Genomic DNA, 13,808 nt, shown 5'->3' on the forward strand with positions numbered 1-13,808 from the left:
CCCCGTGGCAGGCGATCGGGGCGCGTCCTATTTCCTGCTCAGGGCAAACCTGCCTCCTCAAGCCCTGAGGGCATCGGACGACTGCAAAAAGGCCTACACGACAGACGTGTAGGCCTTTTTGCGTAGGGCCTTTCGTGCCGGTGGCGGCGAACGGGGTCCACGCCGGGAGTCCCGGAACGGGCCGGGACTCCGCTCACGCGGTCAGATCCAGCGATCGCCCAGCCACATCCGCGCCGACCACTCGGCGTACGGGATGTTCAGGCCCACGAAGATCGGATAGAAGTACGCGAAGCAGATCACCACCAGTGCCACGTAGGCCCCGGCGATCACCGCGCCGATCATCCGGCGATCTCGGCTCGCCTCGGCGTCCGCGCCGTCGACAGGCAGAGTCCCGCTCATTCCGGCCGGCGACGCGATCGCACCCAGCACGTAGACCACCGCCAGCACGAGGAACGGCACGGCCGGCGCGGCGTAGAAGAAGAACATCGTCCGCCCGTCGAGGGCGAACCAGAACCAGGGCAGCAGCGCGGCGGCCACGAGGAGCAGGATCGCGCCGGCCCGCCAGTCCCGCCGGGCCAGACCCAGCCAGATCAGCGCCACCAGCGCCGGTAGGAACGACCACCACAGCAGCGGCGTACCGAGCAGCAGGATCTCCTCGGCGCAACCCGCTGCTGCCCCGCAGCCGCCCTGGGGCTGCACCCAGTGGAACGCGACCGGCCGGCCCAGCAGCAGCCACTGCCACGGCCAGGACTGGTACTTGTGCGGGTCGTCGAGCTGGCTGTGGAAGCCCAACGCGGCCTGGTGGTACTGCACCAGGTTCCACAGCGGGCCGATGATCGGGGTGTCACTGAGCCCGGCCTGCGGATAGCGCTCGGCGAGCCGGTAGTAGCCCTCATTGCTGAGCAGCCAGCCCGACCAGCTGACCACGTAGGTGACCGCCATCAGCACACCGGCGAGCACCATCCAGGGAAAACCGTCGAGCATGGTGGCCCGCCAGGGCCGCGGCACCCCGGCCGAGCGGCGGGCACCGACATCCCAGAGCAGCATCAGCAGGGCGAACACCGGCACGAAGAACAGCGCGCTCCACTTCACCGCGAAGGCGCAGCCGAGCAGCACCCCGGTCGCCAGCCGCCACCAGGGCCAGTTCCGCCAGCCACCCGGCGGTCGGCCGGCGCGGCCCCGCAGGGTCGGGTCGAGCCCGGCCTCCAGCGCCCGGGCCCACCGTCGGCGGGTGGCGTCCCGGTCCAGCACCAGCGCGCCGAACGCGGCGAGCACGAAGAAGAGCAGGAAGATGTCGAGCAACGCGGTACGCGACAACACCAGGTGGTACCCGTCGACCGCGAGCAGCAGACCGGCGGCGCAGCCGAGCACCGTGGAGCCGAACAGGCGGCGGCCGATGCGGATCAGCAGCAGCACCGACAGGGTGCCGATGAGCGCCGCCGAGAAGCGCCAGCCGAACTCGGGCGCGGTGGTGAACAGCTGGCCGGGCACCGAGATGCCGTGCTCGGCGTCGGAGTAGCCGAAGGCCCACTCGCCCAGGCCGATCAACCACTTGCCGAGCGGTGGGTGGACCACGTACGACGGTCCGCCGTCCTTGTAGTTCCACTCCACGCCCTTGTCGACCAGGGCCCAGGCGTCCCGCGCGTAGTAGATCTCGTCGAAGATCTTGCCCGGCGGGTGGCTGAGGTTGGCGAACCTGAGGATCGCCGCGATCGCCACCACCACCGCCGTGGCCAGCCATGACCGGCTGTCCAACCGGGTCTCGACGGTGGCCAGCCGGCGACGGACCATCGCCGGTACGCCGCTGTCGGTCCGATCGGTCGAACCGGTCGTGGCGGATCCGGCATCCGGCTGCGGCTGGTCGGCGCTCGCACTGTGTGCTGTCGACGCACTCGTCACCCGGCGATCGTAGGCTGCCAACGGGGTCGGTGGCGTACATCGTCCCCGAATCCGGTACGACCGTCGATGAAGGAGCGCGTAAACGTGGGTGAAATGTCCGACCTGGGGCGCCTGATTCTGCTCGGGGCACCCCTCGGCAACCCCGCCGACGCCTCCGCCCGCCTGCGCGACGTGCTCGCCACCGCCGACGTGGTCGCCGCCGAGGACACCCGCCGACTGGGCCGACTGGCCCGCGACCTGGACGTGACGGTCGCCGGGCGGATCATCTCCTACTTCGAGGGCAACGAGGAGCGCCGTACCCCCGAACTGGTCGACGAACTGACCGCCGGAAGGGTCGTCGCCCTGGTCACCGACGGTGGGATGCCGAGCGTCTCCGATCCCGGTTACCGGCTGGTCCGGGCCGCCCTGGAGGCCGGGATCCCGGTCACCGCCGCACCCGGACCGAGCGCGGTGACGACCGCGCTGGCGCTGTCCGGGCTGCCCTCCGACCGGTTCTGCTTCGAAGGGTTCCTGCCCCGCAGTCCGAGCAGTCGTCGGTCCCGGCTGCGTGCCCTGGCCGACGAGGAACGGACCCTTGTCATCTTCGAGGCACCGCACCGGATCACCGCCGCCCTCGCCGACCTGGCCGACACGTTCGGCGCCGACCGGCCCGCCGCGCTGTGCCGGGAGCTGACCAAGACGTACGAGGAGGTGGTGCGCCGCCCGCTGGGGGAGCTGGCCCGGTGGGCGGCCGACGGCGACCCGCGTGGCGAGATCACCCTCGTGGTGGCCGGTGCCCCAACGACACCCGCGACCCGCCCCGACGACGACACGCTGCGCGCCGCGGTGGCCGACCGGGAAGCCGCCGGCCTGACCCGCCGCGATGCGATCACCGAGGTGGCGAGCACCTTCGGCCTGCGCCGGCGCGACGTCTACACAGTCGTGCACCAGGTGTAAGGAAGGGCCCCCTGTTAACGCCTCAGGTATAGGAAGGGCCCCCTGTTAACGGGGCGAAATTTCACCAGGCGGCGACGAGGAAGCCGAGGGTGATCACCAGTGGGCCGGCGAACGCGGCGGCGACCGCCCAGCGTCGGTCACCCGGATCGGAGAACCGGGTGGCACCGGTCCATCGGGCGATGCCGGCGGCGCAGCCCAGCACCCCCAGCAGGCCGAGCAGCCAGCGCAGGTGGGCACCGATCCCCCGGTCGGCGTACGCGATGTCGGCGTTCGGGCCGGTGACCCGGGCGGGCAGCACCGCGCCCGCGGTGGCCCGCCGCTCGGGCACCCCGCTGACCCGGATGCCGTAGCTGCGGAACCGATCCTCGGCAGCGGCGAAGTTGCCCCGGCACCGCTGGGACAGGCCGCCGCCGGTGCAGTCGGTCACCACCACGCTGCCCGAGGTGGCATGCCCGACCGCGAGCCAGAGCGGGCCGGCGCTGACCCAGGCGAAGAAGGCCGTGGCCAGACTCAACCCGACAAGCGCGGCCAACCCGGCCAGCGGGTCCGGCGGACGGCTGGACCGCTTCCGGTCACGCCGCAGCCGCCAGGTGGGTCGCCACCAGGCGCGGGTGGCACCCGACGCGTCCTGCCGTACCGGGGTGCCGTCCCAGTGCACCTGCTCGATCGGCGCCCAGAACACCTCCTCCGTACCGTCGTCGGTCCGGCGGCCCCGGCGCCCGGCGGCCCGCAACGGCACCCGACGCGGCAGCGCGTCGACAGGTGCCCCGGTGGTGGGTTCCACCTCCACCCCGGGCGGCGCGGGGTCGGTGGACGTCGCGCCGTCGGGCGGCACCGTCCGGGGTTGCGGTGCCACCGCAGACGTACGCGCGGCCGCCGCCACCTCCGACCACGGAGTACGCGGGGCCGTGCCCGGATCGGGCCGGGCGTCCGTGGGAAGGCCGTCGTCGTGGTCGCGGGCGGCTCTGCTGCCAGTCACGCGGTTCATTTGACACCGGCAGAACAGTCACAGAGGGCAGCTCAGGCAGCGTGTCGGCGACAAATCGGACGAGTGGTCGGGTCGAAGTGGTCCGCTTCATCGACCCGGCACCCCTATTGGTTCGCGGCCACCCTCGACGGGTCACTAGGCTTGCTCGTCATGAGTCACGTTCTCGCGGCAGTGGCCTGGCCGTACGCCAACGGCCCGCGCCATATCGGCCACGTCTCCGGTTTCGGCGTTCCCTCCGACGTCTTCTCCCGGTACATGCGGATGGCCGGCCACGACGTGCTCATGGTCTCCGGCACCGACGAGCACGGCACGCCGATCCAGGTGCAGGCCGACGCCGAGGGGCTGACCCCGCGGGAACTCGCCGACCGGTACAACCGGGTGATCGTGGAGGACCTGCACGGCCTCGGCCTCTCCTACGACCTGTTCACCCGCACCACCACCCGCAACCACTACGCCGTGGTGCAGGAGTTGTTCGAGGGGATGTACCGCAACGGCTACATCGTGCCGAAGACCACGATGGGGGCGATCTCCCCGTCCACCGGCCGGACCCTGCCCGACCGGTACATCGAGGGCACCTGCCCGATCTGCGGCTACGGCAGCGCCCGCGGCGACCAGTGCGACAACTGCGGCAACCAGCTCGACCCGATCGACCTGATCGACCCCAAGTCGAAGATCAACGGCGAGACGCCCAAGTTCGTCGAGACCGAGCACTTCTTCCTCGACCTGCCGGCCCTGGCCGACGTGCTCCGGCAGTGGCTGGACACCCGGGAAGGCTGGCGTCCCAACGTGCTGCGGTTCTCCAAGAACCTGCTGGACGACCTCCAGCCCCGGGCCATCACCCGCGACCTGGAATGGGGCGTACCGATCCCGCTCGACGACTGGCGGGAGCGCACCGACAAGCGGATCTACGTCTGGTTCGACGCGGTGATCGGCTACCTCTCCGCCTCCATCGAGTGGGCCCGCCGCTCCGGCGACCCGGAAGCCTGGCGCAGGTGGTGGTCCACCGACGGGGCCGGGAAGGACGCCCAGGCGTACTACTTCATGGGCAAGGACAACATCGTCTTCCACTCGGTCATCTGGCCGGCCCTGCTCGCCGGCTACTCCGGCGAGGGCAGCCGGGACGGCGAGCCGGGGCAGTTGGGGCGACTCAACCTGCCCACCGAGGTGGTTTCCAGCGAGTTCCTGACCATGGAGGGGCGCAAGTTCTCCTCCTCCCGCCGGGTGGTCATCTACGTCCGGGACTTCCTCGAACGCTACGACGCCGACGCGCTGCGCTACTTCATCGCCGTCGCCGGCCCGGAGAGCAACGACACCGACTTCACCTGGGCCGAGTTCCTCCGCCGCAACAACGACGAACTGGTCGCCGGCTGGGGCAACCTGGTCAACCGGTCGATCTCGATGGCGGCGAAGAACTTCGGCCAGATCCCGGCGGTCGACCCGAACGGGCTCACCGAGGCTGACGAGGCGCTGCTCGCGGTGGCCCGCGCCGGCTTCACCACGGTCGGTGACCTGATCGCCCGGCACCGGCAGAAGCAGGCCATCGGCGAGGCGATGAAGGTGGTCGCCGAGGCCAACAAGTACCTCTCCGACCAGGCGCCGTGGAAGCTCAAGGACGAGGCGGACAAGCCCCGGATGGGCACCATCCTGCACGTCGCCCTGCAGGTGGTCAGCGATGCCAACACGCTGCTCACCCCGTTCCTGCCGCACTCTGCGCAGAAGGTCCACGAACTGCTCGGCGGCACCGGGGTGCACGCCCCGATGCCGGTCATCGAGCAGGTCGAGGACCTCGACGGCGGGCCGGCGTACCCGGTGCTGACCGGGGACTACACGCAGGGCGCGCGGTGGGAGTCCGTACCCCTGGAGGTGGGGCGACCGCTCGCGGCGCCCAAGCCGATCTTCCGCAAGCTCGACCCCTCGATCGTGGACGAGGAACTGGACCGGCTCGACGGCTGAACGGCGCGACGGGCGCGACCCCCGCACCGGGGTCGCGCCCGCGTCCGTGGGCGGTCAGGCTCGGGCCATCGCCGGCGCCCCGATGAACTCCATGATCGCCTGGAGTACGTCGTCGGCGTTGGTCCACGGGGTGCCGTGCGGCGCGCCCTTGAGGGTGACCAGCCGGCTGTCCGACAGCATCGGCTGCAACCGCTGGCCGGTCTTCGGGTACGGCAACACCATGTCCTTGTCGCCCTGCACGATCAGCACCGGCACGTCGATGCGGGACACGTCGCCGCGGAAATCGGTGCCCCAGGCGTCCACGGAGTCGTGCGTGCCGATCGCCGAGGCCCGTGCGCCGATCTCCCAGTGCGCCCGGTACGCCTCCTCGCTGACCAGCTTGCCCCGGTTCTCGTCGTAATTGAAGAAGTTGTTGCAGAACTGGGTGAGGTAGGCGAACCGGTCGTCGATGATCGCCTGCTTGAAGCCTTCGAAGAGGCTCGGGTCGACCCCCTCCGGGTTGTCCGGCGCCTGCTTCAGGTACGGCGCCAGGGGCGCCAGCAGCACCGCCCGGTCCACCCGGTCCGAGCCGTACGCGCCCAGGTAGCGGGTCACCTCGCCGGTGCCCATCGAATGGCCGACCAGGATCGCGTTACGCAGGTCGAGTTCGGTCATCAGCACGTCGAGATCGGCGGTGAAGGTGTCGTAGTCGTACCCGAGGGCCGGCTGCGCCGAATTGCCGAAACCACGTCGGTCGTACGTGATCACCCGGTACCCGGCCGCGAGCAGCGGCCCGGAGATTTTCTCCCAGGTCGCCCCGTTGAACGGGAACCCGTGGATCAGCACGATCGGCTGACCGGAACCGTGATCCTCGTAGTACAGGTCGATGGGCGCGGAGTTCTCCGTACCGACGGTGATGAAGGGCATCTCACTCTCCTGCGGTCGGACGACATGGTCGCCCGCGCATTCCCGTGCCACCGGCCGATATGCGTGGCTCGGCCGCATACGGCGGTGTCCGGTTCGTCAGAGGACGTACGGATGATCGATCACCCGGTCGTCGGTGACCTCGTTGCCGGGCGCCCAGGTCTCGTAGACACCCCGTTCGTGGCACTGCGCGCCGGTCACGGCCACCGCGTCCGGATTCGGATGCCGCAGCCGCAACCGCAGCCAGTCCGCCTCCTCGCCGAGCACCAGACAGGGCACGCCGCGCCAGGTTGCCTGCCGCAGCCGGCGGGACACCCCGTCGACCGGGTAGCGGGCGGCCCGGGTCAGCGCCAACACCCGGAACCCGCCCGGCAGATCCGCCACCGCCTCGTACTCCCCGCCGGCGTACGTGCCGACCAGCCGCGTGGACCAGGGCGCCGCACCGGTCGGCACGTACTCCTGATCCGGCGACAGCCCCGGCACCGCGGCGAGCAGATGCCGCCACTGCGGACCCACCATCCGCAGCCAGCCGCGCTGCTCGGCCTGGTAGACGTAGAGCACCACCTCGATGCCCTCGGCCGGATAGGCCAACAGGGTCGCGTTGGCCGGCATCGGCAGGTCGGCGAAGTCCCGGGTGACGAACTCGGGAACGAGTTGACTGCTGCTCGGCGCGAAACCGGTACCGAGCACCGCCGGCCCCAACCGGTCCCGGGCGCCCAGCGCGGTCAACCCCCGGTACGCCACACCGGCCGGCACGTCGTAGTCACCCGGATCGGCCGCCCGCCACCGCAGCGCGTACGTCACCTCCGCCGCGTCCCCACCACCCCCGCCATCGGTACGCAACACCGAGGTGGCCGCCGGAGTACGCAGGTGCGCCACATCGTGCTCCCGGTAACAGAACCCGTGCGGCAACCAGCCCCGGACATGACCGGCGAGTTGCCGGGCGGAAAGGATCTTCACCATCCGGGTGCCCCGGCGGATGATCGCGGACGCGCGAACCGCCCGGACCAGGGGATCATCCGCCGCGTTCGGCTGCTGGCTGAGCCGGTGCACCTCCGACCAACCCCGCTCGCGGTGTAGCGGCACCAGCAACGGCGCCTCCGGCTCCTCCGCCGGCTCGGTCGGGCAGTGCACCGCACCGACCTCGGTGACGTGCACGAACCGCCGCCACGGCAGCGCCGAGTTCGGTCGGGGCGCCCACTGGAAACCCGGCACCTCGTGTGGGCTGAACAACTCGTACGCCGCACCGCGGGCGATCTCCTCGGCGGGATAGACGGCACCGCCGTACGCCACCCGCAGCCCGGTCTGCTCCGGCGCCGCGCCCTCGGCGCGAGGGGTGATGCTCACGGCCTCACCTCGCTTCCTGCGGTCACCCCCGCGACGGTAGGACCGCCCGGCGTAGTCGAGGTGAACACCGGGTGGCGGACGGGTGGACCGACCGCGTGTGTGATGCTGTCGCTGATGAGCCAGCCGACCGAGTCCCGCAGCCAGCGCGCCGCGCGCCGCGCCGGTGAGTTCCCGCCCGCCCCCGAACCGTTGCCCCGGCCGGTGCTCGACAGCCACACCCACCTGGACATCACCGTCAGCGAGGTCGGGGTGCCGGGTGCCGGTGACGCCACCGACCCGGTCACCGCGGCGATCGACGTGGCCACCGCCGTCGGCGTCGACCGGCTGGTCCAGGTCGGCGTCGACGTGGAGTCCTCCCGCTGGGGCGCCGACGTGGCCGACCGGCATCCCGCCGTGCTGGCCACCGTGGCGCTGCACCCCAACGAGGCGCCCCGGCTGGCCGACCTCGACGCCGCGCTGCGGGAGATCGAGTCGCTGGCCGCCCGGGACCGGGTACGCGGCGTCGGCGAGACCGGCATGGACTTCTTTCGCACCGGCGACGACGGCCGCGCCGCCCAGGAGGAGAGCTTCCGGGCCCACATCGCCATCGCCAAGCGGTACGGCAAGACCCTGGTCATCCACGACCGCGACGCCCACGCCGACGTGCTGCGCATCCTCGACGACGAGGGCGCACCCGACACGGTGGTGATGCACTGCTTCTCCGGCGACGCACAGTTCGCCGCCGAGTGCGTCCGCCGCGGATACCTGCTCAGCTTCGCCGGGACGGTCACCTTCGCCAGCGCCGGATCGCTGCGCGAGGCTGCCGCGCTGACCCCGCTGGACCAGATCCTCGTCGAGACCGACGCGCCGTACCTCACCCCGATGCCGTACCGGGGGCGGCCGAACGCGTCGTACCTCATCCCGCTGACCGTGCGGGCCCTGGCCGACGCCACCGGCGCCGACCTCGACGACCTCTGCGCCGCGATCTCCACCACCGGCGAGCGGGCCTTCGGCCCCTGGTACTGATCCCGCACGTTAAGAAGGGGCCCTTGCTATACACGAGGCGTTAATAAGGGGCCCTTCCTTACCCGTAGGCTGTCGGGCTATGGCCGCAGACCTGCTCGGACCGGCGGAGATCCGGGACCTCGCCGCCCGGCTCGGTGTCGCCCCCACCAAGCGGCTCGGGCAGAACTTCGTGCACGACCCGAACACCGTGCGGCGAATCGTCACCACCGCCGGGCTCACCGGAGACGACGTCGCGCTGGAGGTGGGACCGGGGCTCGGCTCGCTGACCCTCGCCCTGCTGCCCGTCGCCGCCCACGTACACGCCGTGGAGATCGATCCGACGCTGGCCGCGGCGTTGCCCGACACCGCCGCCCGGCACGCCGGCCCGCACGCCGCGCGGCTCACCGTGCACCACGCCGACGCGCTGCGGATCACCGGTGCCGAACTGACCGACCCGGCACCCACCGCGCTGGTGGCGAACCTGCCCTACAACGTCGCCGTACCGGTGGTGCTGCACCTGCTGGCCGTACTGCCCAGCCTCCGCCACGGCCTGGTCATGGTGCAGAAGGAGGTCGCCGACCGGCTCGTCGCCGGTCCCGGCTCCAAGGTGTACGGCATCCCGTCGGTCAAACTCGCCTGGTACGCCCACGCCCGCGCCGCCGGCAAAGTGCCACCTAACGTGTTCTGGCCGGTGCCCAACGTCGACTCCGGCCTGGTCGCCTTCACCCGCCGCGAACCACCCCGCGCCGACGTACCCCGGGAACAGGTCTTCGCCGTGGTGGACGCGGCGTTCGCGCAGCGCCGCAAGACACTGCGGGCCGCCCTGGCCGGCTGGGCCGGCGGCGCCGACCGGGCCGCCGCGGCGCTCACCGCAGCCGGGGTCGACCCCGGCGCACGGGGGGAGTCACTCACCGTCGAGCAGTTCGCCGCGGTGGCCGCGTCGGCCCGAGGCGGTACGTCCGCAGCGCAGTAGGCTGACGCGGACGCGGGACCGGCCGCCTGACACCGCCGAGGAGCTGATCGTGGAGAAGTCGTTCGACATCGCGTCGTGCGGACGGGGTGGCATCCGGTGACCGAGGCCTGGCGACCGGGGGACGACGACGAACGGCGCGGGGCCACCGGACCGGTCCGGGTCCGGGTGCCCGCCAAGGTCAACCTGCATCTGGGGGTCGGACCGTTGCGGCGGGACGGCTACCACGAGCTGAACACCGTCTACCACGCGATCTCGATCTACGACGAGCTGACCGCGCGGCGGGGCGACACCCTCACCCTCACCATGGAGGGCGAAGGCACCGGGGAACTCGCCCTCGACGACTCGAACCTGGTCATCCGGGCCGCCCACGCGCTCGCCGGTTACGCCGGTGTGATGCCGCACGCCCGCCTGCACCTGCGCAAGCAGATCCCCCTCGCCGGCGGCCTTGCCGGGGGCAGCGCGGACGCGGCCGCCACGCTGGTGGCCTGCGACGCGCTCTGGGGCACCGGCCTGTCCCGCGACGAACTGGCCGGCATCGCCGCCGACCTCGGCTCGGACGTGCCGTTCCTGATCCACGGCGGTACCGCCCTCGGCACCGGCCGGGGCGAGGCGATCAGCCCCGTCCTGGCCCGCCCCACCTCCTGGCACTGGGTGGTGGCCATCGCCGACGGCGGCCTGTCCACCCCCCAGGCGTACCGCGAACTCGACCGGCTTCGCGAGGCCGGCGCCGCGGGGCCGGCGCTCGGCAGCACCGACGCCCTGCTTGGCGCGTTGCGCCAGCGCGACCCTCGGGTGCTGGCCCGGACCCTCGGCAACGACCTGCAGGACGCCGCCCTGTCCCTGCGCCCCTCCCTGGCGGCCACGCTGAAGGCCGGGGAGGCGGCCGGCGCCCTGGCCGGCATCGTCTCCGGCTCCGGCCCCACCTGCGTCTTCCTCGCCGCCGACGCGGCCGACGCCGAGCGGGTCGCCGCCGAGTTGACCGCCGCCGAGGTGTGCCGCCACGTCCGCACCGCCCACGGCCCGGTCCACGGCGCCCGCATCACCTGACCACCACGCCCGCTGGCCGCCCAGACCGCCCCGACCACCGCGCCGCTGTCGGCAAGATCGCGCTCGATCCGGGATCGAGTGGCCTCATCGGGGCCGCTGAGCCACTTGATCCCAGATCGAGCGTGACCTTGGCTGTTGTTCCCTGGCTGCGCAGGCAGTGTTCCCTGGCTGCGCGGGCGACGGGGCGCTGCCGGCAGGCGGAGCACCGCTCCGCGTACCCTGAAAGCCAGGCGTCCCCAGGTGCCCGCCGGCACCGGGACGCCTTGATCATGAGAGGTGGGTTCGTGGCCAACATCGTCAACCTGGACCGGGTGTCCAAGGGCTACGGCGCCGCCGGGCCGCTGCTCACCGACGTCTCGCTCGGCCTGGACGACGCCGACCGGATCGGCGTGGTCGGGCTCAACGGCGCCGGCAAGTCGACGCTGCTGCGGCTGCTCACCCGCGCCGAGGAACCCGACGACGGCCGCGTCACCCACCGTCGTGACCTGCGGGTCGCCTGGCTGCCCCAGAACCTCACCCTCAGCCCCGACGCCACCGTCCGCGACGTCGTGCTCGGCACCGAATGGCTCGCCGAGAGCATGGGCGCCGAGCACGAATGGGCCGGCGACGCCGGCGTACGCGCCATCCTCGACGGGCTCGGCATGCCCTACCTCGGCCTCGACACCCCCGTCGGACCGATGTCCGGCGGCGAACGCCGCCGCGTCGCGCTGGCCGCCCTGCTGGTCCGCGAAGCCGACCTGCTCATCCTCGACGAGCCCACCAACCACCTCGACGTCGGCGGCGTCGATTGGCTGGCCCGCCACCTGCTCGGCCGCAAGGGCGCCCTCGTCGTGGTCACCCACGACCGCTGGTTCCTCGACGCGGTCTGCACCACCACCTGGGAGGTGGCCGACCAGACCGTCCGCGCCTACGAGGGCGGCTACGCGGCCTGGACCCTGGCCCGCGTCGAACGCGAACGGGTCGCCGCCGCCACCGAGGCCCGCCGACAGAACCTGCTCCGCAAGGAGATCGCCTGGCTGCGCCGAGGCGCACCGGCCCGCACCTCCAAGCCCAAGTTCCGCATCGACGCGGCCAACGCGCTCATCGCCGACGTGCCACCCCCGCGCGACACCACCTCCCTGCAACGGCTGGCCACCGCCCGGCTCGGCAAGCAGGTGTACGACCTGGAGCACGTCCGACTGCACGCCGGCCCCAAGACCATCCTCGAAGACGCCACCTGGCAGGTCGGCCCCGGCGACCGGGTCGCCATCCTCGGCGCCAACGGCGCAGGCAAGACCACGCTGCTGCGGATGCTCGCCGGCATCACCCACCCCGACGGCGGTCGGCTGATCACCGGCTCCACCGTGCGACCCGCGTTCCTCTCCCAGGAACTGCGCGAACTCCCCAGCGAACTGCGCGTCCTCGAAGCCGTCGAGGAGGTCGCCCGGCGGGTACGCCTCGGCGACCGGGAGATCTCCGCCGCCCAACTCGCCGAGGTCTTCGGCTTCGACGACCGGCGGCTCTGGACCCCCGTCGGGGACCTGTCCGGCGGTGAGCGCCGCCGGTTGCAGATGCTGCGCCTGCTCGCCGGCGAGCCGAACGTGCTGCTGCTCGACGAGCCCACCAACGACCTCGACACCGACACCCTCGCCGCGCTGGAGGACCTGCTCGACTCCTGGCCCGGCACCATCGTGGTGGCCAGCCACGACCGCTACCTCATCGAGCGGGTGGCCGACACGGCGTACGGGATGTTCGGCGACGGTCGGCTGGTGCACCTGCCCGGCGGCGTGGAGGAATACCTCAGCCGAGCCGCCAACCGGCCCGGCCTCAACGCCGCACCCGGCGAACCGGCCGCGCCGACCACCACCGCCGCGACCACCAGCGGGATGAGCGCCGCCGAGGCCCGACAGGCCCGCAAGGAACTGACCCGGTTGGAGCGGCAGGTCAGCAAGCTGGAGCAGAAGGAAGCCACGCTGCTCGACCAACTCGCCGCCAATGCCACCGACTACAACAAGGTCGCCGAGCTGGACGCCCAGCTCAACCAGGTACGGGCAGAACGGGAACAGATCGAGGAGGCCTGGCTCGCCCTGGCCGACGAGATCCCGGCCGGCTGAGTCGGTCACCGGTCCTCGGTGACGCGCCGACGACCGGCAGCGACGTCCCGACCTGCCGGGGACCCCGTGTGCGGCGTCACACCGTGGGGTACGGGACAATCCCCGGAAGACCCTGACCCAACGGCGTTGGAGACACAGAAATGGCCCACACCCCCGTCAACCACCCCGCGCGGCCGATCTACCGGGCGATCGGCGGGCTGATCGGTCTGTACCTGGTGCTCTTCGGTCTGCTCGGCTTCTTCGCCAGCACCGGCGACCCGTTCTTCGGTCAGGGCGACACCCAGGTGCTCGGGCAGGGGACCAACCTCGGCTTCTCGCTGGTGAGCATCGTGATCGGTGCCGTCGTGCTGGCCGGCACGGTCATCGGCCGCAACCTGGACGTGCTGATCAACCAGTGGAGCGCGTACCTGATCATGGTGGTGAGCCTGGGCGGGCTCGCCTTCCTGCGTACCGACGCCAACATCTTCAACCTCAGCGTGGCCACCGTCATCGTGCTCATGCTCCTCAGCCTCGCGCTGCTGATGTCCGGCATGTACAGCAAGGTCGGCACGGACGAGGAGCACGAGGCCTGGCAGAAGGCTCGGCTCGTGCTCTGAGTTGTGAACTGGCTGCGGTGGGCTTCCGCCGGAGCCCGACCTGCTCCGGGCGGTCAGGCTTGATCCCTGCGCGAGTCGGGCTCCGGCGA

At 71.7% G+C, this 13,808-nt stretch carries 11 protein-coding genes; 7 read left to right on the forward strand and 4 right to left on the reverse strand.

The window, feature by feature from the left end; translation table 11 throughout:
• Positions 1–201: 201 nt before the first annotated feature.
• Positions 202–1,899, reverse strand: a complete 1,698-nt coding sequence (locus tag EG812_RS14420; protein ID WP_043722930.1) for a dolichyl-phosphate-mannose--protein mannosyltransferase — start codon at positions 1,897–1,899, stop codon at positions 202–204.
• 66 nt (positions 1,900–1,965) lie between these two features.
• Here EG812_RS14420 and rsmI point away from each other — a divergent pair, with 66 nt between their 5' ends.
• Positions 1,966–2,835, forward strand: a complete 870-nt coding sequence (gene rsmI, locus EG812_RS14425) for a 16S rRNA (cytidine(1402)-2'-O)-methyltransferase (protein ID WP_502697190.1) — start codon at positions 1,966–1,968, stop codon at positions 2,833–2,835.
• A gap of 61 nt (positions 2,836–2,896) precedes the next feature.
• Here the strand turns inward: rsmI and EG812_RS14430 are convergent, their stop codons facing one another.
• A complete protein-coding gene (locus EG812_RS14430; RefSeq protein WP_013731477.1) occupies positions 2,897–3,823 on the reverse strand; it encodes a hypothetical protein in 927 nt (308 codons plus the stop codon).
• Positions 3,824–3,973: 150 nt separating this feature from the next.
• Here EG812_RS14430 and metG point away from each other — a divergent pair, with 150 nt between their 5' ends.
• Positions 3,974–5,776 carry a methionine--tRNA ligase gene (gene metG / locus EG812_RS14435; protein ID WP_126711824.1) on the forward strand — a complete coding sequence of 601 codons (1,803 nt, stop codon included), beginning with the start codon at positions 3,974–3,976 and terminating at the stop codon, positions 5,774–5,776.
• A 54-nt stretch (positions 5,777–5,830) separates the two neighbouring features.
• On the opposite strand, the gene EG812_RS14440 is transcribed toward metG, so the two are convergent.
• Together EG812_RS14440 and EG812_RS14445 are read right to left on the reverse strand one after the other, a co-directional pair.
• Positions 5,831–6,682 (reverse strand): alpha/beta fold hydrolase, encoded by an 852-nt coding sequence (locus EG812_RS14440; RefSeq protein WP_126711825.1) that lies wholly within the window; start codon positions 6,680–6,682, stop codon positions 5,831–5,833.
• Positions 6,683–6,778: 96 nt separating this feature from the next.
• Complete coding sequence (locus tag EG812_RS14445) at positions 6,779–8,026, reverse strand: hypothetical protein (protein WP_126711826.1); 1,248 nt, start codon at positions 8,024–8,026, stop codon at positions 6,779–6,781.
• Between the two features lie 102 nt (positions 8,027–8,128).
• Here EG812_RS14445 and EG812_RS14450 point away from each other — a divergent pair, with 102 nt between their 5' ends.
• From EG812_RS14450 to EG812_RS14470, 5 genes are all read left to right on the forward strand, one after another.
• The gene (locus EG812_RS14450; protein WP_013731481.1) at positions 8,129–9,031 is read left to right on the forward strand and encodes a TatD family hydrolase; all 903 of its coding nucleotides are present in this window, start codon (positions 8,129–8,131) and stop codon (positions 9,029–9,031) included.
• Positions 9,032–9,110: 79 nt separating this feature from the next.
• Entirely contained in the window at positions 9,111–9,983 is an 873-nt protein-coding gene (gene rsmA, locus EG812_RS14455) for a 16S rRNA (adenine(1518)-N(6)/adenine(1519)-N(6))-dimethyltransferase RsmA (RefSeq protein WP_013731482.1), read from the forward strand.
• A gap of 96 nt (positions 9,984–10,079) precedes the next feature.
• Entirely contained in the window at positions 10,080–11,030 is a 951-nt protein-coding gene (locus EG812_RS14460; RefSeq protein ID WP_126711827.1) for a 4-(cytidine 5'-diphospho)-2-C-methyl-D-erythritol kinase, read from the forward strand.
• Between the two features lie 284 nt (positions 11,031–11,314).
• Positions 11,315–13,123: an ABC-F family ATP-binding cassette domain-containing protein gene (locus EG812_RS14465; protein ID WP_126711828.1), complete on the forward strand. Its 1,809-nt coding sequence runs from the start codon at positions 11,315–11,317 to the stop codon at positions 13,121–13,123.
• A 140-nt stretch (positions 13,124–13,263) separates the two neighbouring features.
• Positions 13,264–13,719 carry a DUF4383 domain-containing protein gene (locus EG812_RS14470; RefSeq protein WP_013731485.1) on the forward strand — a complete coding sequence of 152 codons (456 nt, stop codon included), beginning with the start codon at positions 13,264–13,266 and terminating at the stop codon, positions 13,717–13,719.
• The last annotated feature ends 89 nt before the right edge of the window (positions 13,720–13,808 follow it).

Source organism: Verrucosispora sp. FIM060022 (genome assembly GCF_003977705.1).
GTDB lineage: Bacteria > Actinomycetota > Actinomycetes > Mycobacteriales > Micromonosporaceae > Micromonospora > Micromonospora gifhornensis.